At 61.5% G+C, this 26747-nt stretch carries 21 protein-coding genes and 3 pseudogenes; 8 read left to right on the forward strand and 16 right to left on the reverse strand.

Annotated features, from left to right (window positions below; translation table 11 throughout):
• Positions 1–83: 83 nt before the first annotated feature.
• Both WS51_RS28505 and WS51_RS31710 read left to right on the forward strand, forming a co-directional pair.
• Positions 84–890: an IS5 family transposase gene (locus WS51_RS28505; protein WP_069230202.1), complete on the forward strand. Its 807-nt coding sequence runs from the start codon at positions 84–86 to the stop codon at positions 888–890.
• A 27-nt stretch (positions 891–917) separates the two neighbouring features.
• Positions 918–1133, forward strand: a pseudogene (locus WS51_RS31710) (IS110 family transposase); the annotation flags it as partial.
• A 31-nt stretch (positions 1134–1164) separates the two neighbouring features.
• On the opposite strand, the gene WS51_RS28510 reads toward WS51_RS31710, so the two are convergent.
• The 9 genes from WS51_RS28510 to WS51_RS28550 all read right to left on the reverse strand — a co-directional run bounded on the left by WS51_RS28510 (position 1165) and on the right by WS51_RS28550 (position 11352).
• The gene (locus WS51_RS28510) at positions 1165–1812 is read right to left on the reverse strand and encodes a thiol:disulfide interchange protein DsbA/DsbL (protein WP_069230203.1); all 648 of its coding nucleotides are present in this window, start codon (positions 1810–1812) and stop codon (positions 1165–1167) included.
• Positions 1813–1930: 118 nt separating this feature from the next.
• Positions 1931–2350, reverse strand: a complete 420-nt coding sequence (locus tag WS51_RS28515; RefSeq protein WP_069230379.1) for a cytochrome c — start codon at positions 2348–2350, stop codon at positions 1931–1933.
• A gap of 17 nt (positions 2351–2367) precedes the next feature.
• Positions 2368–3609, reverse strand: a complete 1242-nt coding sequence (locus WS51_RS28520; RefSeq protein WP_081333638.1) for a molybdopterin-dependent oxidoreductase — start codon at positions 3607–3609, stop codon at positions 2368–2370.
• The gene (locus WS51_RS28525) at positions 3606–5885 is read right to left on the reverse strand and encodes a heavy metal translocating P-type ATPase (protein WP_069230204.1); all 2280 of its coding nucleotides are present in this window, start codon (positions 5883–5885) and stop codon (positions 3606–3608) included. The genes WS51_RS28520 and WS51_RS28525 overlap by 4 nt, the downstream gene beginning before the upstream one ends.
• Positions 5882–6448: a c-type cytochrome gene (locus WS51_RS28530; protein WP_069230205.1), complete on the reverse strand. Its 567-nt coding sequence runs from the start codon at positions 6446–6448 to the stop codon at positions 5882–5884. The genes WS51_RS28525 and WS51_RS28530 overlap by 4 nt, the downstream gene beginning before the upstream one ends.
• Positions 6445–7044, reverse strand: coding sequence for a cbb3-type cytochrome c oxidase subunit II (locus WS51_RS28535; RefSeq protein ID WP_069230206.1), 600 nt, complete (start codon positions 7042–7044; stop codon positions 6445–6447). Before WS51_RS28535 ends, WS51_RS28530 begins: the two co-directional genes overlap by 4 nt.
• Positions 7045–7062: 18 nt before the next feature.
• A complete protein-coding gene (locus tag WS51_RS28540) occupies positions 7063–8664 on the reverse strand; it encodes a cbb3-type cytochrome c oxidase subunit I (protein WP_069230207.1) in 1602 nt (533 codons plus the stop codon).
• A 475-nt stretch (positions 8665–9139) separates the two neighbouring features.
• Positions 9140–10138 carry a malate dehydrogenase gene (locus WS51_RS28545; RefSeq protein ID WP_069230208.1) on the reverse strand — a complete coding sequence of 333 codons (999 nt, stop codon included), beginning with the start codon at positions 10136–10138 and terminating at the stop codon, positions 9140–9142.
• Between the two features lie 68 nt (positions 10139–10206).
• Positions 10207–11352 carry a TDT family transporter gene (locus WS51_RS28550; protein ID WP_069230381.1) on the reverse strand — a complete coding sequence of 382 codons (1146 nt, stop codon included), beginning with the start codon at positions 11350–11352 and terminating at the stop codon, positions 10207–10209.
• On the opposite strand from WS51_RS28550, the gene WS51_RS28555 reads away from it, so the two are divergent.
• The 4 genes and pseudogenes from WS51_RS28555 to WS51_RS31720 form a co-directional block, all read left to right on the forward strand.
• A complete protein-coding gene (locus WS51_RS28555; RefSeq protein ID WP_236872410.1) occupies positions 11352–12350 on the forward strand; it encodes a LysR family transcriptional regulator in 999 nt (332 codons plus the stop codon). The genes WS51_RS28550 and WS51_RS28555 overlap by 1 nt on opposite strands.
• A gap of 187 nt (positions 12351–12537) precedes the next feature.
• Positions 12538–12795: a DUF4148 domain-containing protein gene (locus tag WS51_RS28560; RefSeq protein WP_069230210.1), complete on the forward strand. Its 258-nt coding sequence runs from the start codon at positions 12538–12540 to the stop codon at positions 12793–12795.
• 131 nt (positions 12796–12926) lie between these two features.
• Positions 12927–13870, forward strand: a pseudogene (locus WS51_RS31715) (IS3 family transposase); the annotation flags it as partial.
• Positions 13871–14082: 212 nt separating this feature from the next.
• Positions 14083–14424, forward strand: a pseudogene (locus WS51_RS31720) (IS110 family transposase); the annotation flags it as partial.
• Positions 14425–14677: 253 nt separating this feature from the next.
• Here the strand turns inward: WS51_RS31720 and WS51_RS31725 are convergent.
• The 4 genes from WS51_RS31725 to WS51_RS28585 form a co-directional block, all read right to left on the reverse strand.
• Positions 14678–15229, reverse strand: coding sequence for a hypothetical protein (locus tag WS51_RS31725; protein WP_081053972.1), 552 nt, complete (start codon positions 15227–15229; stop codon positions 14678–14680).
• Positions 15230–15296: 67 nt separating this feature from the next.
• Positions 15297–16274 carry an AAA family ATPase gene (locus WS51_RS28575; protein WP_069230211.1) on the reverse strand — a complete coding sequence of 326 codons (978 nt, stop codon included), beginning with the start codon at positions 16272–16274 and terminating at the stop codon, positions 15297–15299.
• A gap of 26 nt (positions 16275–16300) precedes the next feature.
• Positions 16301–18286: an integrase core domain-containing protein gene (locus WS51_RS28580; RefSeq protein ID WP_069230212.1), complete on the reverse strand. Its 1986-nt coding sequence runs from the start codon at positions 18284–18286 to the stop codon at positions 16301–16303.
• Positions 18286–18918 carry a hypothetical protein gene (locus WS51_RS28585; RefSeq protein ID WP_069230213.1) on the reverse strand — a complete coding sequence of 211 codons (633 nt, stop codon included), beginning with the start codon at positions 18916–18918 and terminating at the stop codon, positions 18286–18288. The genes WS51_RS28580 and WS51_RS28585 overlap by 1 nt, the downstream gene beginning before the upstream one ends.
• A 235-nt stretch (positions 18919–19153) precedes the next feature.
• Between WS51_RS28585 and WS51_RS28590 the strand changes: the two genes are divergently transcribed.
• Together WS51_RS28590 and WS51_RS28595 are read left to right on the forward strand one after the other, a co-directional pair.
• Positions 19154–19450, forward strand: coding sequence for an H-NS histone family protein (locus WS51_RS28590; RefSeq protein ID WP_069230214.1), 297 nt, complete (start codon positions 19154–19156; stop codon positions 19448–19450).
• A gap of 243 nt (positions 19451–19693) precedes the next feature.
• A complete protein-coding gene (locus WS51_RS28595) occupies positions 19694–19897 on the forward strand; it encodes a hypothetical protein (RefSeq protein ID WP_069230215.1) in 204 nt (67 codons plus the stop codon).
• A gap of 64 nt (positions 19898–19961) precedes the next feature.
• Here WS51_RS28595 and WS51_RS32665 read toward each other — a convergent pair whose 3' ends face one another.
• The 3 genes from WS51_RS32665 to WS51_RS28605 form a co-directional block, all read right to left on the reverse strand.
• A complete protein-coding gene (locus tag WS51_RS32665; protein WP_069230216.1) occupies positions 19962–20426 on the reverse strand; it encodes a hypothetical protein in 465 nt (154 codons plus the stop codon).
• Positions 20427–21923: 1497 nt separating this feature from the next.
• Positions 21924–22484: an imm11 family protein gene (locus tag WS51_RS31745; RefSeq protein ID WP_081333641.1), complete on the reverse strand. Its 561-nt coding sequence runs from the start codon at positions 22482–22484 to the stop codon at positions 21924–21926.
• Between the two features lie 6 nt (positions 22485–22490).
• Complete coding sequence (locus WS51_RS28605) at positions 22491–26729, reverse strand: RHS repeat-associated core domain-containing protein (protein WP_069230217.1); 4239 nt, start codon at positions 26727–26729, stop codon at positions 22491–22493.
• Positions 26730–26747: the final 18 nt, after the last annotated feature.

Below are 26747 nucleotides of genomic sequence, written 5' to 3' on the forward strand. Positions count from 1 at the left end.
ACGCTTCCGAAACAACTGCCACTGAACCCGTAGCAACTTAGAGCGTGTTATGAACTTTCGCTAAGGACTGCTATTGTATTGAGATGAAAGAACGGAAGCCTTACCCGACGGATGTGTCCGACGAAGAATGGAGTTTTGCGGCGCCGTACCTGACGCTGATGACAAAGGACGCTCCGCAGCGGCGGTACGAACTGCGCGAGATGTTCAACGCGCTGCGCTGGATTGTGCGTGCGGGTGCCCCGTGGCGCCTGATTCCTCACGAGTTTCCGCCATGGGAAATGGTGTACGAGCAGACACAGCGATGGATACAGGCGGGCTGCTTCGAAGCGATGGTGAACGACCTGCGCTCGGTAATTCGTGTTGCGCAGGATCGGCAGGGCCAGCCCAGCGCGGTAATCCTCGACGGCCGCACGCTGCAGTCGACATGCGAGAGCGGTCCGCGTGCGGGCTACGACGGGTACAAACGAAAGCGCGGCAGCAAGGTGCACATGGCGGTGGACACGTTGGGGCAGCTGCTCGCGGTACACGTGACACCAGCCAACGAACAGGAACGTGCGCAAGTGGGTGAACTTGCTCGACAGGTTCAGCGCGCCACTGGCCAGACGGTGAAGGTGGCGTTTGCCGATCAGGGCTATACGGGTAAGGAACCCGCCGAATCCGCCCGCGACGAAGGTATCGAGCTTCACGTCATCAAGCTGCCAGAGGCGAAGAAAGGCTTTGTGCTGTTGCCCAGGCGCTGGGTGGTCGAGCGCAGCTTCGGCTGGCTGAACCGCTTCCGGCGATTGACCAGAGACTACGAGCGATTGCCCGAAACCTTGGCCGGACTTCACTTCATCGTATTCGCCGTGCTTATGCTCGTCCACTTTGTAGACCTTAGCAAAAGTGCCTAACACGCTCTAAACCAACCAGCCTCCACGATTCTTGGGGCAGTTCATTACGTAGACCATGACACTGGCGAGGTTGTGAACAAGCCAATCAGACGCGCTGCGTTTCTCGAACATTTCGCGAACTGGTCCCCTTGCCTTATCGGAATGGAAGCATGCGGCGGAGCGCATCACTGGGCACACAAGCTGATGCCAGGGGAATTCGTAAAGGCGTTCAACATCCGCAACAAGAACGACGCGGCGGATGCCTCCGTTTCATAATTGTACGAAACGTTGGCCTCTATTTTTTACGACCTGCCTCACGTTGATACTCGTTCACTTGATCGGCAACGATGCGATCAAGCGCATCGACCGTCTCGGCCGGCCCGGTGCCCAGCGTGGGGCTGTACTTCCCCTGTACAACCAACATCGGCACCGCGCGCACGCGGTACGCTTCCCACATTTGCCGGTCCGCCTGCAGCGCACGTTGCGTCGCCGGCGCATCGACCATTGCGGCGAAGCGCTGCGGATCGACGCCGTGTGCGGAAACGAACGCCATCTGTTGTTCCGTGGTCAGCAACCGGTTGCTACCCCCGTGAATCGCATCGAACGCGGCCGGAATCAACGCCTCCTGGTGCAACGCAACCAGCGCGTGATAGAGCTTCGCATACGGGAGCAATTGCGGAACTGGCGCGACCGGCACACGTCGGAACACGATCCTGTCGCCCTGCTTTTCCCGCCAGGTCGCGAGGGTCGGTTCGAGCAACCGGCAGTACTGGCAGCCGAAATGAAAGAATTCGACGACTTCGACCTTGCCAGCCGGCACGCTCACCGGTACCGGCGTATCGAGCGTTCGAACACCCGCCTGCGCCGCCTGCACATCGAGACCGCCCTGAAGTACAACGACCAGCGCCGTGATCAACGCGGCCCGCACCCACTCTTTCTTCATCGTGTTTCCCTTGTGCCGGCAACCGGCGCGAAACGTGTTGGACACTCCCGCCGCACCGATGCCGGATTTCTATTTACGGGGCGCCGCGGCAACGCGCGGCACTTCTTCGTCGGTATGCTCAACTCCCCTGCATATCCACAACCGCCGGCCCCTTCCCCGCTTCCTTGCGCCCGTTGATGCTGTACAAGTACTTCGCGAGCGCATCGACCTGCTCGGCTGGCAGCGGGGCGCCGTACGACAGCCGCATCTTGTTGCTGATCGTGGCCCACTCCTTTTCGGTCAAAGGCGGCTGGCGCGTCACCATGCCCGTCGAGTGACAAATCAGACACTGCGCGTTCGCGATCTCCGAGCCCTGCCCAGGCGGAAACCGCTCGGCGCTGACCGGCAACACCGCATCGACCGACGGAATCTTCACGACCTGCTCTGGATGCCGCCGCCAGTCGAAGCCCCCTTCTGGCATCCATGCCGCCGCCATCGTCACACCAATGACGACCGGAATGCCCCACATCAAAGCCAGACGAAACGCTTGACGATTCATGCTCTGATCTCCCGCGATCAAACGACTTGCAGCGCAACGGATTCGACGCCGTTGCGCATGAAACCCGAACCGTTCCAGTTCGACTGCATCGGCTGGGCGAGCCCCGCCGTATTGGTGGCACGCACCATCAGCACCAGCGGGCCAACCGCGGGCGGCGTGAAGCCGAACGACCAGCGCCGGAAGCTGTACTGCCCGTAGTCGCGGTCGAGCCGGGCATCGATCCAGGTGTGCCCACCGTCCGCCGAGATCCGTACGTTCGCGAGGCCGCAGTCACCGCCGAACGCAAACCCGCGCACCTCGACGTGCTCGTTGCGCCTCAGTACATCGCCGTCCTTCACGTTCGTGATGAACGAGCGCGGCACCATCTTGTTGATCGGAATCATCTTCATGCCGGTCTGGCCGGGCTTCACGTTCGCCCCCGGTGTATCGGGAATCAGGTACGCACTCTTGCTCCAGTAGTTGTCGTCAGGTTGGTCGAGCACTTCGAGATCGCAGAGCATCTTGATCCAGTACGTCGCATACCACCCTGGCACGATCATGCGGATCGGGAAGCCGTTCAGCAGCGGGAGAGGTTCGCCGTTCATCAGATACGCGATGATCACCTCGCCGTCGAGCGCGTGATCGATCGCCAGTGATTTCTTGAAGTACGGCGTCTGCGGCGCGGCCGGCGATTCGAGCCCGTGCATGCGCACCTGCACCGCGCCGGCCCGCACGCCCACGCGGTCGAGCACATCCTTGAGCCTCACGCCGGTCCAGCGCGCGTTCCCCATCGCGCCGTGGCCCCACTGCGCACCCGGCACGCGCGGCGTGTAAAAGCCCCGCGAATTACCCGAACACTGGTTCACGGCCGCCACCTCGACCGGTTCGAAATCGTGAATCAAGTCGTCCAGCGTAAGGGCCACGGGTTGCCTCACGTGGCCGCGCACGTTCAGGCGAAACTTCGCGACATCGATGCTCGAAGGAATGTTCGCCATATGCCAGCGCACGTAGAACTTGTCGTTCGGCGTAAACAGATGCCGGTCGAACACGTCGAACGGCGTTTCGAGCAGCGGCGGCCGCGTGCGTTGCAGGATCACGTCGTGCTTTTGCGGAAAACTGTTCGTGATCGCGCGACGGCCATTGCCGAACGGCAGCTCGATAGCCTTCTCGACCGCGCCCCACGCATCGGCACCCGCCAGCCCAGCCAGGCCGAGCCCGAACGTCCGCTCGAGGAACTTGCGGCGCCCCGTAGCGGAAAACTGCGACGTCTTCTTGTTCATTGAGTGCAATCCTGTTTCGAATGAAATTCCAGTGAAGTGCCCGATGACCTGGCCTTGCGTTCCAGTCGGCGCGCCGGTAGGGTGTTCAACCGGCACGCGTTGAGCGTGACGGACACCGAGCTGAAAACCATCGCCGCTGCGGCAAGCGCGGGAGATGCATAGCCACAGATCGCGACAGGCAATGCGATCAGGTTGTACGTTGCGGCCCAGCCGAGGTTCTGACGCATCACGCGCGCGATGCGCCGGCCGATCGCGATCGCATCGGCCACCTGCCCGACATCGCCACGCGACAGCACGACGGCTGCGGCGGCCGACGACGACGCGCATGCGCTCTGGACGGCGATCCCGTAATCAGCTGCCGCCAGCGCCGGTCCGTCGTTGAGCCCGTCGCCGACGAACGCGACGACCCGATGCGCGCGCTGCGTGCTCGCGACGATCTCCGCCTTGCCCTCGGGGCTGACATCCGCCCTCACGCACGAGCGCGGGAGCCCGACGGCGTCGGCCACCGTGATCGCCGGCCCGGCACGATCGCCGGTCAGCATGCCAAGCTCGATGCCGCGCGCGCGCAGTTCGGCGATCGCCGCCGGCGCATCGGCACGCGGTGTGTCGGCCATCAGCACATGTCCGAGCAAGCGGCCATTGCGCGCGACGAACGCTACCGTACCCTCGTCGCCCGGCTGGTCCGACGCCGCGATCCCCTCGCGAGCAAGCAGCGCGCCGGATCCGACGACAATGCGCGTGCCGTCGGTTCCCCGCCACACCACACCCAGGCCGGGAATGGCTTCACTTTCGCCCGCGCAGGCGTTGATGTCGTGCACGCAGTATTGGCGCAGCGCACGGGCGAGCGGATGCTCGCTTCCCTGCTCGGCTGTCGCGGCCGCAATCAGCACTGCCGTCTCGCACGAATCGGGTTCGGCATGCACGCGCACGATGCGCGGCTCGCCGAGGGTCAGCGTCCCGGTCTTATCGAAGAACACGGCATCGATCCGGCCCGCGCGCTCGATCGCTTCGACATCCTGAAACAGAATTCCGGCGCGCGCGGCTCGGCCCGCACCGACCATCAGCGCTAATGGCGTTGCGAGGCCGAGCGCGCACGGGCAGGTGATGACCAACACGGCAATCGCATGTTCGAGCGCCGCGCCCCACCCGGCACCCGAGCCTACGCCGTAAGCGCAGGTGGCAGCCGCCACCATGAAAATGAACGGCACGAAACGCCGCGTGAACCGCTCCGCGAGCGCGTCCGTCGCGGTCTTGCGCGCGAGCATGCGCCGCAGTGTGCGTGCAATCGCATCGGCGCGGCGTTCGCCAACGGCCGATGTGACCCGCACCGTCAGACTGCCGGTACCGTTCAGCACACCTGCCTCGACTCCGTCGCCGGCACTCACGGCCACCGGCGACGACTCGCCCGTCAGCAGCGCGCGATCGAGCGTCGACGTGCCGCTCTCGATCTGGCCGTCGAGCGCCGCTCGCTCACCGGGACGCAGCACGAACCGCTGCCCAACCACCGCGCGCTTCGCGAGCCGCTCGTGCCGGCTGCCGTCCGCATCGATCATCAATACGGTTTCGGCCGGCAGCGCCAGCAACGCCTGCATCGCGTCGGACGCCCGCGCGCGAATCGTGTGCTCGATCAGCCGCCCAGCCAGCAACAGCGTGACAATCATGGCCGACGAATCAAAGAACACGTCGGCGCTGCCGGACAGCAATCGCCAGACCGACAGCCCGAATGCGATGGTCGCCCCACAGGCGACCAGCACGTCCATTCCCGGCGCGCCCGCGCGCAACGTGCGCCACGCCGCGCGCAGGAACGGCCATCCGCTGAACGCCAGGACCGGTAGCGTGGTCGCGCCAGCGAACCACGCGAGCCCCAGCCGGATCGATTCGGGAATGGTGTGATGCGTGTCGAAATAGAGTGTCCATTGCGCCGGCATCGCCCACATCCCAAACACGACGGCCACGATGAGTCGCAGTCGTACGCGGGCGGCCTCACGGGCGAGATGAGCGCGCCGGTCGCGCGTCGTGCCTTCGAGTGTCGCCGTGTAGCCGAGACGTGCGACGGCGTCGAGCAGCACCTCGAGCGTGGTTTGCGTCGCATCCCACTGCACGTGCGCGGCCTCGGCCGCGAAACTCACGCGCGCCTCGAGCACACCGGGCTGCCGGGCCAGCACCCGCTCGACGGCGTTCGCGCAACTCGGACACCACATGCCGCGCACATCGACCACCGCGCTGCCGGCGGTGTACGCTGCGACGTCGCGTTGCGGCACGCTGGGGGATGTCATTCAAGACTCCCCAGTTCCGCGCCGCCGCTCCACGACTTGGTCCGCCCCTTCAATTGCTCGCGCTCGGCCTTGAGCATGGGCGCGTCGAGCGGCGGCTTCGCGTCGTTCCCGAACTCCGTGCGGATGTGATTGGCGACGGCCACCAACTCGGCGTCCGACAGCGTGGCACCGAATGCCGGCATCGAGCCGTTGTATTGACTACCCTTCACGCCGATCGGGCCGTCGATTCCCAGCAACAGGATGCGCGCGACCATGTCCGGCTTGCCGTTGACCCACTCGGAGCCGGCCAGCGGCGGAAACGCGCCGGCTACGCCTTTGCCGTCGGCCTGGTGGCAGGCCGCGCAATGCGCGGTATACAGCACGCCGCCGTCGATCACCTGCGGCAGGTTGCCGGACGCCAGCGACTGATCGGGCTCCCGCCCCGCGCCGTGATAAAGCGTGAAGCTGCCCCAGGCCGTGAGGCAAGCGATAATGCCGACGAACAGCCAGGGCACCGGCCGCACGCCCTCGGTCGGCTCGGCCTTCTCGCGCCGGGCCGCTTCGTTGTCGCGTTCGATGCTCATTTTGCGCTGCCCTCCTGTGCGGCTTTTTCTACCGGGTAGGTGTGGTTCAGCCCGACCAGGTAGTCGACGAGGTCGAGCGCTTCCTGCGTCGCTACGACCTGCCCATGCACGGGCGAAAACGAGGGAGGCAGCTTCACCACCGTGTCGCCCGCGGCCGGCGTATCGACGATCTTGAACAGATACGGAAAGGCCGGCATCACACTGCCCGGCATCACCGCGCGCGGTTGGTACAAGTGGGCGAGATGCCAGTCGGCGCTCGGCTGACGCGCACCGATGTTGAACAGGTCCGGCCCCGTACGCGACGTGCCGAGCTGGTGCGGATAGTCGTACACGTAGTCGCTCGGCACCGCCGCGCGGCCCCAACCACGCAGTGCATCCGGGCCCATCGCCGCCGGTCGCGGCTGCTGGGAGTGGCAGGTCGCGCAGCCCAGCGACACGTAAGTCGCGCGCCCGCGCAGTTGTGCGAGCGTATAGGGGCTAAGCTTTTCAGGTGCTTTCTCGCGTTCGAGTTCGCGATACGGCATCGCGATCAGCACCACCATCGAGAGCGCGATAAGGATCAGCGACCCGATGATGACGGTCATGATTCGTTTCATGTGATGTCTCGTCGATGATTAGGCCTCGGCCGTGACGGCCGCAACTGCCCGACGGTCCGTACGCATCGTCAGAAGTTTGCAGAAGTGATACGCGAACACGCAGTGCCCGAGGGTCATCAGCGTGCCGCCAACCGTGCGGGCCGCAAGATACGGCAGCGTGACGGTAACGGACGCCATGAACGGCTGTTTCGGGTCGAGCATCGCCAAGCCTTGCAGCACGCCACCGATGGTCAGTGACACGAAGTAGATGCCGATGCCCGCGACGACCAGCCAGAAGTGCCACGCGATCAGCTTCGGAAACGGCCATTCGCGCCCGGCCACGCGTGGCATCAGGAAGTAGATGGCGCCGAACATGATCAGCGAATAGAAGCCGTACACGCCCAGATGCGCATGGCCGATCGTGTACTGCGTGAAATGGACCACGCGGTTGAACGATCGCACCGCTTCGAGCGAACCCTGCATCGACACCAGTGTGTATAGCGCGGAGCCGAGTGCGACGAAGCGCAATGAATACGATTGCCTCAGAATCTCGCCATGCCCCTTGAGCGTCATCATGTGATTGATCGCCACCGCAATCACCGGCACGATCATCATCACGCTCTGCACGATCGACACCGTTACGACCCATTCAGGCACCGGGCCGCCGATCAGGTGGTGCACGCCGGCCTGGCTGTAGAACATGGCCAGCGCCCAAAAGCCGATCAGCGACAGGTTGTACGAGTAGATCGGGCGGCCGACGATCTTCGCGATCAGGTAGTAGGCGGTACCAAGGCCGAGCGGCGTGAGCCACAGGCCGAGCACGTTGTGCGCGAACCACCAGTTGACAATCGCCGATTCGACGCCGAAGTGCACGTGCGGCACTTTCGCGACCACATACAGAATCGGGAACCACAGCAGCGCGGCGGCGAGATACCATACCGACACGTACAGGTGATCAACCTTGCGATGCCGCAGGGTCAGCAGCAGCGGCACGGCCGCCAGCGCACCCGCGATCGCGAGCAAGATGCCGATCTGCCAGGGAATCTCGAGCCATTCGAGTCCATCGCTCCAGCCGAACAGGATTGCAGCACAGCCCATCGCGACGCCGAGGTTCCACAGAACCGCGCCGACAATCGCGAAGCGCGCACCGACCAGTTGCGTCTTCAACAAGCGAGGCAGCAGCCACAGCGCAACGCCGATGCCCGCCATCGACGCCCACCCGTACGTCACGATGTTCAGGTGCACGATGCGCGTGCGGCCGAACGTCAACAACGGCGAGCCCGACAGCCAGTCAGGCACCTGGAAGTTCAGCGATGCAAGCAGGCCGAACAGCGAACCAAGCAGCAGCCAGCCCACCGACGACGCGATGAAGGCGAGCGCCGGCGCACTGCTCGACCGGTCAGCCAGCACGCGATCACGCAGTTCAGCGGGGTCGGGCTGCGCACCAGCGGCGGCACCGCCTTCCGGCGAAACGCCCGCGAACGGCTCCGCATGGCCGATCTCGCCTTCGGCGAAGATCACCGTGGCGGCCGACTGCCCCATTTTCAGCAAACCGCTCGATTGCGCCCAGATGAAGACGAACAGTCCGAGCACCGTGATGATGAACGACAGGCTGAGCAGCACGCCCAGTGTGAAATTCATGAGTTCTCCCTTGTTGCGTTGAAGCTAGATCGATGCGCCGACTACGCAGGCAGCACGCCCCGTCTAAACGAAAGCGGGCTCAGCTCGCACGCCCCTGGCAACAAATCGGCATGACGATCGGGAGATCGTTCGACGCCTTCGCGAACGTCATGAAAAACGGGGCATTCGCCGCATGCGCGTTCGCCGCCAACGCGCAAGTGACAGCGACGGTCGCCGACAGTGCGCCTGCCACAATTCGGCGCCGGAATCCGTCTCGCGCTAGGGTCCGGTTCATTGCTTCGTTAGCCTGAATCTGATTCGACATGACTGCTCCATTGGAAAGACGGGCGATGTTCGCCTATCGGCACTAAGAGATAAATTTGAAAAGTCAGAAAGTTCGCGAAATTTCGCTGACCTGCGCCACAAATGCCCTTGAGGGCGCTTGGTCGTGGACCGGCATATCAAGGCCAATCCGTCGACGTCCTGACACCTGCCGTTAACACTCGGCGAACAACGCATCGACGGTGGCCACCTCGTCCTGCAGTTCGTGCACCGAGCGGTCGATGCATTGCCGCGCGAATGCATCGATATGAATGCCCTCGACTCGCTCGTAGCGGCCGTCGTGACAAATCACAGGCACGCCGAATATCAGCCCCCGCGGAATGCCGTAGCTACCATCGGACGGCACGCTCATCGACACCCAACGGCCGTCGCTGCCGCGGATCCAGTCACGCATCTGGTCGATCGCCGCATTCGCGGCCGACGCCGCAGACGATGCGCCGCGCGCCTGGATCAGGGTCGTTCCGCGCCCCGCAACTTCCGGGATGAAGGTCTCGCGGTACCAGTTCTCGTCGTTGACCAGATCCTTAATCAGGTAGCGGCCGACTCGCGCATACCGATAGTCGGGAAACATCGTCGGCGAATGGTTGCCCCACACGATCATGTTGCCGATCACATTGACCGCGATCGCGCAGCGCTGGGCCAGCATCGATACCGCGCGGTTGTGATCGAGGCGGATCATTGCCGTGATCGCATCCTCGGGCAGGTCGGGCGCAAAGCGGCGCGCGATGGCCGCATTGGTGTTCGCCGGGTTGCCGACGACCAGCACCTTGACGTCGCGGCTAGCTGACGCATTGAGCGCCTTGCCTTGCGTGCGAAAGATCGCCGCGTTCTCCGCCAGCAGATCGCGGCGCTCCATGCCTCGCCCGCGCGGCTTCGAACCGATCAGGAACGCGCAATCGGCGTCGCGGAACGCGACGGTCGGGTCGGTCGTCACTTCTACCCGGCGCAGGAGTGGAAACGCGCAATCTTGCAGCTCCATCACGACGCCCTGCATCGCACCATACGCTTGCGGCAAGTCGAGCAGTTGCAGGATGACGGGCTGGTCGTTGCCGAACAGGTCGCCTCGCGCGATTCGGAACAGCAGCGAATAGGCGATCTGCCCAGCGGCGCCCGTCACGGCGATACGCTTAATATCCGGCTTTATGGCATCCATTTTGAATTCCTCAGTATATTTTCTGGATTAGCGATGTGGTACACGTGATCGGTACTCCTATCAGGTTTTCAGCTCGCGATTTGGCTATTCGGCGCGAGGCAGGGTGCATGGAACAGCCGGCCCTGCATCACACCGCTCAGGGTGCGAGCCGCCACCACGCTCCAGAAACAAAACAGCATCAGCGCGAAGGCAGTACCCAGCACGGCGAACACCATCATGTCGGTCGCGCGATACAAGCCGATCGTGGCTGCGGTGTACACGCCAAGCGGGAACGTGAAACCCCACCAGCCGAGATTGAACTGCATCCCTTCCTTGCGATAGCGCAGCGTGAACAGCACGGCAATTACGAACCACCAGATGCCTGCGCTCCAGAGCAGCAGCGCGCATGCCATGCCGAGTTCGTTTGCGAGCGCGGCGAGCGGCGCGAACGAACTGCCGTCGAACGCTGCCGGCGCCACCCGGCCGAGACCGAGAATGCCGAGTGCCCCTGTTCCGATCGGCCCCAGCGTGAGCCAGCTCGACGGTGCGAGATCGCGGTGCGGCAGCTTGTGGATGACCAGTCGGAAAAACACCAGCGTGAGCACCGCGAACGCCATGGCTAGCGAGACGGCCCAGAGTGCGTAGCTGACGCCGATCACCGCTTGTGCGCCGTCGATCGACAAGTGCGGCGCGATCACCGCGCCGCTCGACGCGGTCACTTCCGGGCCGACGAGCGGCAGCAACAACACGGCGCTGACGCGCTCGAATGCATGATTCTGCTCGGTGAACATCAGATACGGCACCGCAATGGCCACCACGACGGCGAGCAGCGCATCGATCCACCAGAGGACCTGCGCGACCGAATGGGCCACCGGCCCGATCGCCGGCGCCGCGAACAGCACGCAGCCGTTGATGATCGGGACGAGGCCCATCGGAATGGCGCCGAGGAACATCGACTGCAGCGGGTGCCGCAGCATCGGCCGGATTGTGTCGGGATACCGGATCGCACGCGTCAGCAGCATTGCGGCGAATACGGCATACAGCACGACATCCGCGCACCATAGCGCAGCCGCGATGCCCTGCTGGCCCGGAAAACGAAACGGCAGCGTAGCGAGTACCAATGCGACGATGCCGTTGCCCATGGTCACCGCGAACCAGTTCGGCGTGAATTGCCGAATCTTGTACGCGAGAAAACCGGCAGATACGGTGCCCGTGTTTGCATTTGAATTGAACATTGCGATCTCCATCAACGACCCATGGCCGCTACGATAGCGATGCGCTTGACATATTAAAAATACATATAGATGATAATATCCATACCTTTTCTATATACATCAGAATGAACTTTACCCATCTGGCGGCCTTCCTCGCCGTGGTCGAGGCGGGTAGCGTAACCGGCGCATCCGCGCGCTTGCACGTCAGTCAGCCAGCGCTGACCCGCGAAATCCGCGAGCTCGAGGAACGCCTGGGCGTCACGCTGTTCGACCGGCGCCCGCGCGGCATGAGCCCGACCGAGGCAGGGCAACTGCTGGCCGACTATGCAGTGCGAATCTTTTCGCTGTCGGACGAAGCCGAGGCGATGCTCGATGAATTCTCGGGTCTCGTGCGCGGTAGCCTGAAGCTAGCGGCCAGCCGCACGATCGGCAGCTATCTGCTGCCGTCCGTGCTGCATGCTTTCGGCGAGCAATACCGGAATGTATCGATCGACGTGGCAGAGATGAATACGGAGCAGGTCGAGGCCGCGGTACTGGCCTACGATCGCCAGCTCGGTTTCGTCGAAGGCCCGTATGACACGAGTTCGTTCGACTCGGCACGGTTCGGCCAGGACCCGCTCATCCCCGTCGCCGCGCCGTCCCATCCGCTCGCGCGCAAGCGCAAGATCCGGATCGACGACATTGCGCGCCACGACGTGCTGTCGCGCGAGCCCGGCTCCGGCACACGAAATGCCGTCGAAGCGGCGTTCGCCGCATGCGGGCTGACCTTTTCGCCACGCCTGTCGGTCGGCAGCGCCGAAGCGATGAACCGGCTGCTGGTGCGTGGCACCGCAATTGCATGGGTCTCGCGCATGACGATCGAATCGGAACTGACGACGGGTTTGCTCGTGCGTCTGCCAGTCGAGGGGCTGATCATCGAACGCGACTTGACGATCATCTGGCGAAAAGACAGCACGTTGAGCCCGAGTGCACGGCGATTCCGCGATATGCTGATCGACCATTGCGCCCCGGCAACCTGATCGTGTCGCGCCGTGGCAGGCACGAAACGCGCGACGGCTCCGTGATTTTCGCGCCATGCCTCGAAGTTATGGCTGGTGTTTGAAACATGTATTTTTCATGATGGATCGCATTCCCTAGACTTCAGTCCATGCAGACAGTGAATCGCACTACTGACTGTATGAATCGAAACAAGGAAAAGGCAACATCATGAACAAGAGCATCCGTCACATTTCTTACGTCCTGTCGGCACTCACGCTGGCTGCTTCCACCACGGCCGCGTTTGCTACCCCTTCCCCAGGAACGACTTCGCCGGCCAACCACTCAGTCCCGCCTGTTATTCAGCAGAATGCGACGCCTGAAGCCCAGCACGCGCTGACGCGCCGCGAAGTGATCAACGAGCTGATCAAGGCCGAGCAAGATGGTACGCTGCAACGCCTGAACGATACGATTTACCACGGCTCGTAACGCCAGAGCTCGGTGGCGCGGATGCAGTGGCACAATTGTAGGAGTTCACAATCAATGCTAGCCGTGCCCATAAGGCCGGTCGGAAAAAAATGGAAGCCAACGTTTCGTAAAATCGAGAAACGGAGGCATGGATGAATCGAATTCCAAGAGCGGTCTATACGAAGGAGCTTCGCGACGAAGCGGTCAAGTTGGCGTTGGCCGAAGGTGTGGGGGTATCGGAAGCTTCCCGGCGCTTGTCGATCCCAATCAAGACGCTGGCAAACTGGGTGCGCGCGGCGAAGGCCGGTAAGCTGAAAGATGTCGGCCGCCACCAGAGGCCACTGACGGAAATGGAGGCCGAGCTGGCGCAGGTCAAGCGCGAACTGGCCGAGGTCAAAATGGAGCGCGATCTGCGAAAAAAGTTCGCGACGTACTTCGCGAAGGAGTCGCGGTGGGAGTACGGCGTGATCGAACAAATGCGACAGGACTATCCCGTGCCGCCGATGTGCCGCGTGCTGGGTGTATCGGTGAGCGGCTACGTCCGAAAGAACGCAGCAGGAGCCTCGCCTGGAAGCGGAGGTACTTGCGGCACATCAGCGAACTCGGGAAAGCTTCGGGCCCGAGCGCCTGAAGCAACATCTCGATGAACGTGGCGTGCGAATCGGCGTGCACCGGATCAGGCGACTGCGCAGAAAACTGGGACTGCGCTGCAAGCAGAAACGCCGGTTCAAGGCCATGAAGAATTCGAAGCACGACCTGCCTGTCGCGCCGAATCTGTTGAACCAGGATTTCTCAGTGACCGCGCCCAATCAGGCCTGGTGCGGTGACATCATCTATTTCGCGACCGACGAGGGCTGGCTGTATCTTGCCGGCCTGAAGGACCTGTACAGCGGCGAAATCGTCGGCTATGCGATGAGCGAACGGATGACGAAAAATCTGGTCATGCAGGCGCTGTTTCGCGCTGTCGCAACCCGACGACCGCCGCCTGATTCACCATAGCGACCGTGGGTCGCAATATTGTGCGCTGGCTTATCAAGCACTCATCGGCCAGTTTGACATGCGCGCGTCGATGAGCCGCCGTGGCAACTGCTACGACACTCAGTCTAAGATCGCTTCTGAACGTCGCTCCAATCTGACCCGTGCTACGACTGGCCACGATGCCTTCGCATTGACCTGTCGCTTGGATTCGACGTTCCCCGAGCATTGCTGGGCCCAGCGTCTGTGACCTAATAGGAGCTTCGTACCGCGCCGTGAGTGTCCTGTCCTGCGAGTGGGGTTGGTGATGCGCCCACTACATGGAAATCACGCATGGAACAAGCAGAAGTGATCTTGGGCGTCGATACGCATCTTGATGTCCACGTTGGAGCGGTCATAAGCGAAACAGGAAAGTTGCTGGGAACTCGTTCTGTCTCAGCAAACTCGAGCGGATACATCGACTTGCTCATCTGGGCGAAGTCGCTCGGCAACCTGCGCCGCGCCGGTGTGGAGGGCACCGGGACATATGGCGCGGGACTAGCACGCGTTCTCCTAGATCACGAAATCGAAGTCTGGGAAGTGAACCGCCCGGACCGCGCGGACCGGCGCTTTCGTGGCAAGTCTGATCCAACGGACGCAGAAAGCGCAGCACGAGCGGTTTTATCAGGCAGGGCAGCGTAGACCGAAGCAAAGTTGTCACCGTTTGCGAAGTAAAAATGTCACTTCAGAGGTCGACACCGACGCGGAATCGGAAAATTGCCAAGAAATCATGGATTTGCGTACCGCGAAATAAAATCGTCACCGCGCGTGGTGTCGCGAAGACCGGCGTCAATTCCCCGTAGTGCCTGCTGTCGCAGTCACGCGATGTTCAACCCTTGCGTTTGAACAGGCGATCGTTGATCGCGCGTGCAACTTCCGGATCTGCGCCCTATCCCAGGTGACGTTCGTAATAGCGTCGCGTCAACGCCTTGCGGTACGTAGACTTCATCGGACAAGCCTTGTCTGGCGACCAACCGCCGCCTCCGTAACTGCCACCACAGATCGCGCATCGATACGGCGACTCGAGCAGGCGAACATTCACGACGTAGGGGGCCTCATAGCCGCAGCGGCGACACGCAGTTTCCAACTGCCGATAATGCGCCGGACAGGTGTTGAATTTCAGCATCTGGTGCACCACGCTATGGTAGCCGCGCGCAATGCAGCTGCGGCAGTGACGAAACAGTGGACTGTACTGGCGCCGCTGACTCGGGTGCAGCAGTCCAATCTCGAGCGACGCATAGGGAATACCGAGGATGCTGTGTAGCCGCGCAACACTGACGATACCGAGTTGGGGTACTACGCCCTCGTACGGATCGACATCGGGGCCCATCACCCGCGCCACAACATTCCCAGGCAATGCATTTACTTTCTCGAACTTCCACAAAATCGACACGAGCGATTCGCAGGGGTCCAGCCAGCGCTTGTTGAACACGTAGCCCATCGACGGTGTCAGCTTTTGCTCGTCGAGCGTCAGAATCGGCAGGCGCGGCGGCTGGAGCGACGCTCCGCTACGCTGTGGCGAGGACCTGGCCGGTCGCATGGCGAGACTGAATGTAACCACATTGATGCGCCGCGTGCGTCCACAAGGTCGGCTCGGGACAGTAACCCGGCGCATCCATTAACTCGCTGTCCTTCAAAACGATTTCCACCGCGCGCGCGAACGACTCCATCGGAATCTCGAGACGGCCCGGCAAACGGGCCTTGTGGTGGGCCGCCTCGAACGCCCGCCAGAGTTCACCCGCGTCGTCGAGCAAGCGATAGCCGGCGTCGAAAGCCTGCGGCAGATAGAATCGCGTAAAGCTCCAGTCGCTCGTCTCCGGATACGCAGTCTGATCGTAGCCGTTCAGACAGCTGGCGACATCGTCGCCGTTGCGAATTCCGTAAAACGGCAGTTCCTCGACCATCAGGCGCGCGACGATCTGCGTCTTGCCGGCAATCTGCAGGGCGGTTTTCTGGGAGAGCAGTTCCTGTTGGCCGACGAGGAACGTGAACAGCTTAATTTGCTGGCGATCGAGTGCATCGTGAACGTCACGCAACCATTCGTATTCGTTTTCATTGTACCGCTGCGCCTCGTCGCAAAACAGCAGCACAGTACCGCTGCCGGCGCGGGCGGCCGCTTCGCGAATGCGCAACGTCAAACGCATGCGCTTGGCCGAACCGACACCTGCGTTCGGGTTATGGTCTCCGACCGCCTCGAGCAGGTTCACGAAGAATGGGCCTTCGGCGTGCCGAGGCTTGTGCTCGCACTGCGCATGGTAGCTGGTAATCTTTGGCAGGTCGCGAGCCAGCAGTAGGCGCAGATATTCAATTGCCCGGGTCTTACCAATGCGCGGCGGGCCATAGATAAGCGCGCCCATGATGCGATAACGCAAACATTTCGTGACAAGATCGTAGAAAGCCTCAATGGCGGGCGTAGCGATCCGGTAATTGCCGGTCGCCAAGGGATGCAACGCCGGATCGATGGGACGTGGAACCTCGACTGACATGGTGTCCTCCTCTCGGAAACGTTGGCTCAACCTACCTGACCAGTGCCGATCTTCAGCTTGCGCGGATGCGCCCGGACCTGTGGGACTTCGGGCTGCACTACACTGGTAGCCGGGTAGACTACGGCGGTCGACGTGGACATCGATGTCGACACCGGTCCCGGCGGCGTCCGAACGATTGGCGCGGCCGCCAGAATGCGAGCCGCTTGCGCCAAATCGGACGCGGCTCGGCGGGTTTTCCCCGCTTGCTCGAGCTTGGCGCGGATGTACTTCTCGATCCCGCTGGCATCCAGTGATGCCCGCAGACGCTTGCGGCTTTGGGCCTTGCGAATCTCCTGTCGCAAGGTCAGGTTGTGCGGCACGACGTGCCACGCACCTTGCGCGTCGAGGACACCTAATTCGGTGCCGTCGAGCAGGAACGCGCGGACACTCCGCAAGTCGTCCGCGTTCAGGTAGATGAGCAGCTGCTTACCGATGAGCCCAGTGCTGCAAGCCAGTACGGGACTCGAATACCGCACACCGTAGAGGTTGATATGCGGTCGGGTACCCTGATTCAGATAGGCGTGGACACGACAGCGCTTCGCCGACTGCATCAGGCACAGCGTGCGACGGCGGGGCTCCGGCAACCAGTTCACGAGCGTGTGTTTGCCACGGACGAAGGATTCCATTGCCTCGAGCGGCGTGACGTTGTTGAGTCCAGTGTGCGGCGCACCGTTGTAACTCCCAATCGCATATTCGACCAACTCTTCGAGCTCGTCGAAGGACACGAACAGGCGCAGATTGCCCTTTGGGTCCGACAACGCGCGACGCAGATCCCGAGGATGGCTGCCAGTGTAGCCCGGCAAACGCGAGGACAACCGACTGGCGATCGTGCCAAAGAACCGCTCGATGTAAGGGCGCTCATCCGGACTGTGCTTCGGTCCGGCCGCGACCTGACAGCCAACGAACTCGCATAAGGCGGCCAGTGTCTCGGTCGCGAGATTCGCCTTCGCGTTGTCGAGCTTGATGTGCTCCCAAGTCACGTAGGCGAGCTCCGGCATGCGTTGAGACGGGTAGCCATCCATGGGACCGTGGCCGAGTTCGGGAATCGTGAAGGACCGGACCCGATGCGGCTCGAGTACTGTTTCGATCACTTTGATGACGTCGTAGCGACTGTATTCGCGCGCCAGGACGAGGTGATGCCCGAGCACCGCGCGTGTGCAAACGTCAATGATCACCAGCAACCAGACGCGTTCGATTTCGAACTCGTGCGTAAAACCGAGCGGATCGAGCATCACGACCTTGAGACGGATATCGAGCCGGTGTCCATCGAATTCAACGACCTGGTAGGGGCGTGTCGCGGCGGGCGCAGCGAAATCATCGCTGCGCGGCAGGCCTTTCAGATGCGTCGCGCCGGCGGCACGCGCAGCGGTGCCGAATCCGCTCAGCAGTTCGCTTTTCACGCGGGCCGAGAGCGAGCGGATCGCGTGGCTCGCCGTATTGAACGGATAGTCGGCAGCCACGAGGCCGCACTGACGACATTGCTGCAGAAAGCCCGCATGCAGTCCTTGCAGGCCGCGTAGGCGTGTGCGCAATTCTCCGCCGGTACGGATCTCGATCAACGCGACGCGGTGCTGCTTGATTTGCAACCGCAGCCACGCCGCGAGCACCGGGAAACGCTCAAGCAGTTGCGACAACGCGCCGACGGCGCCGCGGCTTCCGCGTTCGCCGTTCAGTTTCACCGGACTCAAGCGGACGTAATCGGCAACGCGTGAGTGCAAGATCAGCGCGCGAAAGCCACAGAGGCGCCCGTCTGGATGTGCCGTGAGTGCGCGCTCGAGCAGGCGATAAAGTTGTCGTCGGTTGACGCCCGTGCTCTGCTCGATCTCCTTGATCGGCGCGCCGCGCGCATACTGCTCGATCGCTGTCGTACGCGCCCGGATCGATTCCCGTTCGGCAGCATCGAACTCGGTCCACGCGACGGTCGGCCAGGTCGACGGATCCAGCGTTTGAAATTCCGCCTTGCGACGTGCCATCATGTCGCCTCGGTTGCGGCGAAGCGCGTCAGCAACGACAGCGGCTCGGTACGCAGGTCAACCGCGTCGACGTGCCCTGCATGCAAGAGCCCGAAAACCGCCGCATGGACCAGCGCCGGATCGCCGACCGAGAACTCGCGCTCGATCTCGAGCAAGGTATGCGGTATCGTCACGAAAATTTCGACTGCGCGTAGGAGCGAAGACGAGACCAACCCGCGCGCCGCGACTAGACAGGGCAGCATGTGCCGCCAATTATCGATCCAGGCGCGTGCGGCCGCGAGGTCGGTTGATGTCACCAAACGGATGGGTATGCCCTTGAGTTCGTCATCAGGGCGCGCAGCTGGTTGCGGCTTTTCCGCTAGCGAATCGGACAGGATGACCAACTCTTCGCGGTTGGCATAGCGGACCCAAAAATCGGCGAGGTAGCGCTGTCCGCTGAGCTGCGCGTAACCCGGCCGCTCGCAAAACGATTGGACCGCCGGATCCGCTTCGATCAGCAGCCACAGTTCAGGCGCGCCGCGTTGGAACATCGTCAGTCGGCGATTGAGTTTGAGGCTGAAGGCGTCCAGCCGGGGTGCACCGCGCGGGCGCGGCGTCGTAACCGGCCGCATCGCGTGCCGGGAATCGTCCATAAGATCAGAGCCTTACGGTCGGGCTTCGAAGTCTATGACGGGAGTTGACAAATTTAATCCGGACATATGCGAATTGACGACATTATTTTGGTGAGACTGTCAATAAAGTCGTCAACTCAGGTGCCAGATGCCTTGAACCGTGGGGATTCTGGAGTGACAGAATTAATTTGCTCTACGGATACCGACGGGCATTTTACACACTGCTAATTTTCTAAGAAGACATCCCGGCACACTTATGGCTACCTATCTCGAACTGAAGGCGCAAGCCGAAGCGCTGGCACAACAAGCGGAAGAAGCGCGGCTTGCAGAGCTGGACGCCATCATTTCCTCCATCCGCGAACAGATTGCCGAATACGGGATCACGCCCGAACAACTTTTCGGTCGACGTCGAGCCGTTGCATCGAGCCCTCGTGCCCCGATCGCGCCGAAGTATCGTGATCCGAAGACCGGCGCAACGTGGAGCGGCCGCGGTAAAGCGCCGCAGTGGATTGCGCAGGCCAAGAATCGCAGTCGCTTTTTGATCGAACAGTGAGCCGAGTTGACAGTTGATCACGATGTCCCGCCTCTGTCCGACGGGCAATACTGGACGACATGTCGGGAGCGTACGATTGTCGCGGCAACGGCAAACGGACATCGCGACGTATTTCCGTGTGCAGAGATGATCGTGAAAGATGGATGGGCTACGTTCACCCGTGACGGCGTCGAAGTGTGGAACTGCAGCGCGCGTTACGCCGCTGCGCACTTCGACGTTCAGTCCGCTTAGGAAGACCTGCCGATGAGCCAGCTTGTTCAGATTGCGCCGGGTGTCGTGTTCTCCGCCGATGTACTCGGGGCCGACTGGGCACGAAAGTATCAGCAGATCACCGAAATTGAACTTCCAAACGGGCGTGCCCAATCTGCAACTCGGCGGATCCGGCCCGCTAAGGAAGCCGATAAGGCGATCGCCGAAAGCACTTCGATCCAGATGTCGTTGTTGTAGACGACGACCGGTCCGCCAACCTATGCCCGTCCACCTCGCATAGAGAAGACCAAGCGGCGCATCTTCATTGTTCGGCGAGCCGTTCGAGCTCGTCGAATTCACCAAAGAAGTCCTGCTGCCCTGGCAGTGGCGCCGGCGGCCGACGTGCCGCTCGCGGCCGCGAATGGCCCGCTCTCTTCAACGTGCGCGCAATCGCATGGAGCTGCGCCCAAATCTGATCTGCTTCGGCGCTCGACAAAGTGTCGGCCGCCACTTCGAGCGCACCAACAAGCCTCTCGAGTTGTTCGGATGCGCTGGCCAGCACGGGGCGCACTTGATCGCGCGCCTTGCTTTCCCGATAGGCTTCGAGCCATCGCTCGAGCAGCTTCCGCTCGTCGCGGGACAGAGTGTCAAGCAACCCAGTCGGGACAGGTTCGTCGGCACGAAACGTACCGATGACACATTCGCGCATCCGCGCCCTGATGGAAGGCCGCTTTGGAGGCTCGACCCGAAGCAACTTGATGAGGCGCCCTTGTTCTCGAATGAGCATCGTTCGTCTCTGATTCCATGCGATCACACCGGAGCATAACAAAACAGTACGTCATGAGCGATTGAGCAACGGCTCATATCCTATCGCGTCATTGTCCGCCAAAGACAATCTCACTGAGCTGAAACGCGCCGGCGCGTCGCGCATCCGGTTGAAAAGCTCACCTCCCGACTGCTTCATGTCGCCGCTTGCGGCGAGTCCTTTCGGTTGTCGTGATACTGATGAAATAACACCGAGCACACCAGTGGCCACGTCGAATCGTATTCGGTGTGGCGAGCCATCGATGGCCTCGGGCGCATTCCCACTCAAGTCTGGTTGCGCTATTCACATAAGTCGCTGAGACGCACTTCCCACCACGCTCAAGCGCAATGTCTTTCATCAGATCAAGCCCAAGCGTGGACGCGTCGCGGCTACACACTGGGCACCAGTGTCCCCGAACAACTGCCCCAGGAGCAGCCTCCCAGCGATGCCCGTGTTCGCACTCCCATTTCAGGGGCGTCGCCGCGTTTCGGTATGTTTCGGACAAGCACCGACCGCCCAGCTGCGTCGCCCGCTGGCGCATGTGCTCGATCCCAAAGCGCATCGAGTCCCGTGGACACTCCGGGCACCAAGCACCACGAAAGATTCTCGCGCCTTGTGTTTCCCACTCGTGATCAGCACCACACCGGAACCTGTAGTAGGCTTTGCTGCCCTCGTAGACCTTCGAGAGACAAAGCCCACCATGACTCTTCGCTCGTTCACGTAACCTTGCGAGGCCGTCCTTGTGACGATATGCGTGCACCTTCTCTCGGTCCGCGCAAATGCGGCACCACGCGCCCCGCACGATCTCACTACCGGAAGTCTCCCATTCGTGCCCAGCAGCACATCGGAAACGATAGCGCCCTGTCAGTTTCGTGTAGCCGGTCGACAAACACTTGCCGCCTCTCGCTCTCGCCGCGGCTCGCATGCGCGTCATCCCATCCGGATCGGCCATGCGCCTCGAATGTTGCGCCCTCGCGCAGAGCACGCACCAAGAGCCTTTTCGCAGATTCTCGGCAGTTTTTTCGAAAACGTGCCCTGCCTTACAGACAAACTGGAGTGGTAAGCCTCGGCCCGCGTACTGCTCCGAAAGACACCGCCCGCCGGCCTGGCGCGCAAGTTGATGGATCTGACGAAGTACCTCGTCGACGCGACATGCCGGACACTGGACCATCGTATAGAACAGATAGGAGCCGCATCGGCTCGATTCGTGTCCCTTGCGACATCGAAATCGATACTGCGCGTGCCAACCTTTCCATTCCGATTCCAGCAACTTCAGTCCGTATGGACGAAGTGCCTCTCGCATTCGCTTCAACTGATCGAGTGACAACGCTGCTGCTCCGCAAAATTCCTTTCGTCGGCTTACCCGCGCAGAGAGGCCAAGAAGTCGACAACCTCCGACGTATGATTCTCAGAAGTTACTCTCGTGAAATCACGGCCACCCGCGCCATGCCCTGACCAGTCACCGGGAGTTGCGAAATCCTATTTTTCAGATTGCGAAATAATCTCTCCAAAATCGAACCCTTTCAATTTATTTTTCTCCACAAGCTCTCTAAAATGCTCGGATACAAATACTGTTGCAGGGCTTTCTTTTAGGCGAAATATATCAACCCCTTCGACACGACTTTTCAGAATAAATATTTTATTAAAAACCGTCGCCTGAGGATAGACTTTGAATTTTGACGCATCCATATCGACAGCATTCTCTATCACCCGGGTTACATGAAATCCGAACATGTCCTTTTTCGGGGCCTCGACCTGCAATATCTCCCCGCTGTCACGAAGTACTGGCGCCAATACATCAAGTGCCCGCTGACTGAATACTAGAAACGGAGATAGCATCGTATGAACGTCGCTGGTCTTTTTTCTGCGCGAAGTGCCCCACGTAAGCTTAACGGGCTCATAGTCTTGCCCAAACCCTCGCCCGCAGAGAGCGGTTGCTCGTATAGCTACGCTCTTGTCATATGCGATTTCACCGTCATCATCGACTTGAACGAGAGGCTGAAATGCTTCATCCTGCCTCATGCCATAAATATTGCCCATATAGCCTCACAATTCAGAAAGAACGGACTTCCACGGCGTGTCTCTGGATGCGTTCTGCAGCGTTTCTCTTATCGCTTGCAACTGGTCAAGAACCGCTTCCTTGCCACCCAGATCGGCCTGTTGCAGGAGTTGGTTGACCTTCTGGAAATAAACATCAGGATGTTTCCCGTTATGCAATATACCGCCAAGATTGTCGGCATTATTCCTATTAGGCAAAAACACCCCATTCAATTCAGAATCAACGTCAATACCATATTTGCTCAAAATAGCACGCGCAGGAGCAGCTTGCTTCGAAGTATCACCAACGATATGGTGTGCGGCAGAGTTGGCCGGGCGAGTTATGCCCGACTTCTCCATATTGTTACTCAGCTTGACTGAGCACCAACCCCATGGGTCGGTCCATTGCTGCGAATTCGGACCATAGGCATATAAATTTCCACCTCCGTATAGCCCAATCGGATCCTGATTGATAAACCGCCCCACATCCGGATCATAGAACCGGAACGTGTTGTAGTGTAGCCCCGTACTTTCGTCGGCATACTGACCGGCATAGCGCAGCGGCTGATCTGTCCGCGCGGTCGCGAGCTGCCGCTTGCTCGGCTCGATTTTGCCCCACGCCGTGTATTGCCCCGCCCAGACCAGCTCGCCAGCCTCGTCGGTGACCTCTTGTGGCGCCCCTGCCAGATCCGTATGGAAGTGGTAGATCCGCGACGCGCGCTTCGCCGTATCGATCGCGGCCGCGGCCAGGGCCTCCGCGATCACCGCATCGACGCGGGCAGCCGGTGAGTACGGATCATCAGGGCTGTATACATAGCTGCTCACGCCTGTCTCGCGCACTTCCTGCGCGAGGCGCAAGCCTTCCCATACGAACCGTTTCGTCTCGCTGCGCAGTTTCACACCACGCACGTCAAAAGTGGTATCGGTCTTCGAAATACGCCGACCCAGCGAATCGTACTGGAAGCGCGTTTCAACCACGCCACGCGCGTCCTGCGTGCGCACCGCGATCAGCCGATCTTGCCCATCGTATGTGAAGCGCTGCTGCTGGTTGGCTCCGCGAAGCTTCGTCGCCAGATTGCCGAACGGATCGTATTCGAAGCGGATGTCCTGCCACATCCGCAGACGATTGCCTTCGACGTATCCGCGACTCTTGCCCTGTGCGCCGTCGAGCATATTGCCAGCGGCATCCCAGGCAAATTCCTCTAGCTCCCGATCCATGGTGTTCACACGACGTGTCAGCTGTCCGGCCGGATCGTAACTGTACTGCGTGCTGCCACGCAGGCAGTCGCTGATCTCGATCAGTTCGCCCGCTGCGTCGTAACCGTAGTTACGCCACAACTGCCCGCGTCCTCGACCGAGAGCGTCCGGTTGGAAACCCGCGGACTGCCAAACTCTTCGGCCAAGCGGATCGTAGGCAAAACGCTGAGTCAGCCTTCCCTGCGTTCTCGCGATCTCACGATGCAAGTCGTCACGCTCGAAGTCGCTCACCACCTGATCACCACAGCGGATCTGGTGAACGTGACCGGAGCCATAGCGCAGCATCTGTAGCGTCTGGTCGTTCGGTAGTGCAAGCGATATCACGTTGCCCAGTTCATCAAGGTTGTATTCGACGTCGCCATTCGCACCGTGCTCGGCAACAAGACGACCAACCTTGTCGTACTCGAAACGCACCACGTCCGCCGTGATGCCGAGTGCTGTACCGGCGGCCGTCGGTGTACGTTCGACCTTCACCAGTTGGTCATTCTTGTTACGCTCGTAACGTGTAACGTCGGTCGGCGTATGCTGGACCTTCAGGTTACCCATCCGGTCGCGTTCGAATCGGATCGTACGGATCGGACGATCCGCCGTCGCATGACCGTCCGGCGAGCCCACGATGTCCAGCCCCAGCAATTCACCGCCTTCGCCATACTCGAATCGCCGCTGGACACCGTCGGGCCTCGTTTCGGTCAACAGACGGCCGCCGGCGCTGTACGTGTACACGTAGCGTGCGTGGCCCTGCTGGAGTTCGCGCAGGCGCCCCGCTACATCATAGTGATAGCGGGTCCGTCGTCCGGCAGGATCGATCGCTTCGACAAGTTGACCGCGGGCATTGCGCAGTGACTGTTGCATCCGGCCTCCGAGGCCGACATGCCGCACGACGAGCCCAGCCGCGTCGTATTCGAAAGTCTCCGTGCTGCCATCGGGATACGTGATGCGACGTGGCTCGCCGGTCGGACGTATGTCATATGCGACGCGCTGCCCCAGGGCATTCTCCCGTGCAAGCGGCAGTCCAAACGCGTCGAAACTGCTGCGCGTGGTTTTACCAGAGCAGTCCGTATAGGCAACCAACTCTCCGAGACGATTCCACTCGAGCGTCTTGCGTCCGCCACGCGCGTCGATATGTGCGATCGGCAACGCAGTCAATCCCTTCGGATACTCGTAGCGATTCTCGTGGCCAAGCGGATCCTTGGTCGACAGCAACCGGCCTTGCGGATCGTATTCCGCGCGCCAGGCACCGCCGTCGGCCCCGACAACTTCCACGGGCCGCATGCTGTTGCCGTCGTAACGAGTCCGAGTCGCACGGCCCAGCGGATCAGTCTCGGCGACGATCCTGCCTGCGTCGTCGTACTCGAACTCGGCCGTGCGCTCACCCGGCAGCATCAGCATCACCGGCATACCGGCGTCGTTGTACTTGATCCGGTAGAGTCCGCCATCGAAGTCGGTGTACTCGACGATCTGAAACTGTGCGTCGAAGCGCCAGTGCGCGGTGCGGCCATCGGCGTGCCGGACGCGCGTCTGCCGGCCGTCGACTTCGTATTCGAACGACCAGTCCTCACCCTCGCTGGTACGCGTCGCCACCACCCGCGGCTGCCCTTCGATCGTCGACCACACGTAACTCGACGTGAAACCCAGTGCGTTCACATGACTCGCCATGAGGCCGTTGGTATATGCGAACCGCCGCACGACCGCTCCATTTGCATCCGTCACCGACGCCAGCTGGCCGTTCTGATCGTATCCGTAAGCGACGGCCAGTCGCCGCTCATCGCCATGAACGAGCGTGACCGTGCCAAGACGTCCGTGCTCCTCCTCGTAATCGAGTACAGCATTCAAGCCGCCACACGTCAGAATCTCGGTGACGCGGCCGCGGCTATCGCGCTCGAACTGGCACCACTGTCCCGCCTGATCCTCGATGCGGCGCACCCATGCGATGCGGCCGGAGTCCGGCTCGTATCGGCCGAAGTCGTAATACGTCTCGCCGATGTCATGCAGGATGTAGCGGCCGTCGGGCGTACAGGTCAGATAGCGTTGCTCTGCCTCGCTGAATGCGGCTTGCCCGGCGCGCAGCAACGGGAATCCGCTCTCGCGCCCTTGCGCGTCGGTGTACCAGAGTCGCCCTTCGCGAGCATGGAGACGAAGCTCCCACGGCGCCACCCAGCCGCGGCCAAGCGTCCCTGCATAGTCGATACCGCTCGAATAGAACCGCTTGATCGCGACCGGCATCGGGCTCGGGATCACGAAGTCAGTTTCCGATTCGGCCAACAGGATCTTTCTTCCGGTCGTGACGTCGACTGGGTTGCCGAACATCCCGCCGAGCGCCTTGTTGATCGCCGGCGCGGCAACGTACCGCCCGAACGCTTCACCGAGCACGTACCCGCCGATGAACTTCGCAGCGCACGGCAGGACCGCGCGCGACAGCCCGCCAGCCTGCTTCAACAACCCACCCAAGCCGCCGACCAGCCCCGCCAGCACGAACGCCCATTCCGTCGCCGTTCGCAGCCACGGCGGCACTTCGTCGTCGACCGGTAGGTATGTCTGCGTGCCGCCGTGAAAGAACGTGTCGTGAGAACCGTCGCCGATCGTCGCGCCGCAGGTAATCTTGTCGTCCTTTCGCGCCGCGGGCCGCCCGTTGATGAAGATGTTCGTCGATCCTTGCGCGACAAGCGGAATGGGATTGTGCTTGCTGCATGCCACGCCGCTCAGCGTCGCATAGGCCGCCGACAAGGAATTGACGTAGACGTCCGGTGAACCTGTAATGATGTTGCCGGATTGCGAGCTGAACATCTTGCCGATCGACTCGCCTATTGATAGGAGAGCCTGCGCTCCGATACCGGCCATCATGCCCGCCAGCAACGCCACGCCGAATCCGCATGTGAAAGTGGCGAAGGCGACTGCGGCGATCAGGGCAATGCCCAGCACGGCGCCGACCAGAAAGCCCGCAAGCGCGCTGGTGTGATCGATCGGGTCAGTAACTCGTGCGGCTTCGTACACGATGATGGTCCTTTGCTG

This window comes from Burkholderia territorii (assembly GCF_001718335.1).
Taxonomy (GTDB): Bacteria; Pseudomonadota; Gammaproteobacteria; order Burkholderiales; family Burkholderiaceae; genus Burkholderia; species Burkholderia territorii.